This window comes from Vreelandella nigrificans (assembly GCF_002374315.1).
GTDB classification, from domain to species: domain Bacteria; phylum Pseudomonadota; class Gammaproteobacteria; order Pseudomonadales; family Halomonadaceae; genus Vreelandella; species Vreelandella nigrificans.
In genome coordinates this window covers 1-539 of record NZ_NWUX01000081.1, presented here as the reverse complement: position 1 = coordinate 539, position 539 = coordinate 1, and the positions used below count along the sequence as shown (strand labels likewise).

The following is a 539-nucleotide window of genomic DNA, read 5'->3' as shown; positions in this document are numbered from 1 at the left end:
CAGGACGCCTTCACCAGCCACTTTGAAGCCAAGCTGGTGATGGATGTGGTGGAACTGCTCTCGCGGCTCAACCTGCGGGTGTTTGTGATGCCGTTTTCTGCCAACGGCAAACCACTGCAGGTACAGGGCTTTTTAGGCGCCTTTGAGCGCACCGCGGAAAAACAGGCCAAACGCCTACGGGCGCTGGCCGAGTTTCAGGTGCCCATGGTCGGTATCGACCCGGCCATGACACTCACCTACCGCCAGGAGTACGTCAAAGCCCTAGGTGCCGAGCAGGTCCCCGAGGTGCTGATGCTCCAGGAGTGGCTGGCCACCCGCATCAACACACTCGCCCCCCGCCAGCTCACGCTCACTGACCCAGGTTTCAAGCTGCTGTCGCACTGCACCGAAAAGACCAACGCCCCAGGCAGCCCAAAAGCCTGGCAGCAGGTGTTTGCCGCCTTTGGCTTACAGCTTGAACTGGCGAATAGCGGTTGCTGCGGCATGTCGGGCACCTACGGGCATGAAACCCGTAATGTGGAAACCTCCAAAACCATTTA

1 protein-coding gene is annotated in these 539 nt (G+C 59.7%); it reads left to right on the top strand.

The window, feature by feature from the left end; translation table 11 throughout:
• The coding region (locus tag CPA45_RS22580; protein WP_133066829.1) for a (Fe-S)-binding protein at window positions 1-539 on the top strand (539 nt) is incomplete at both ends.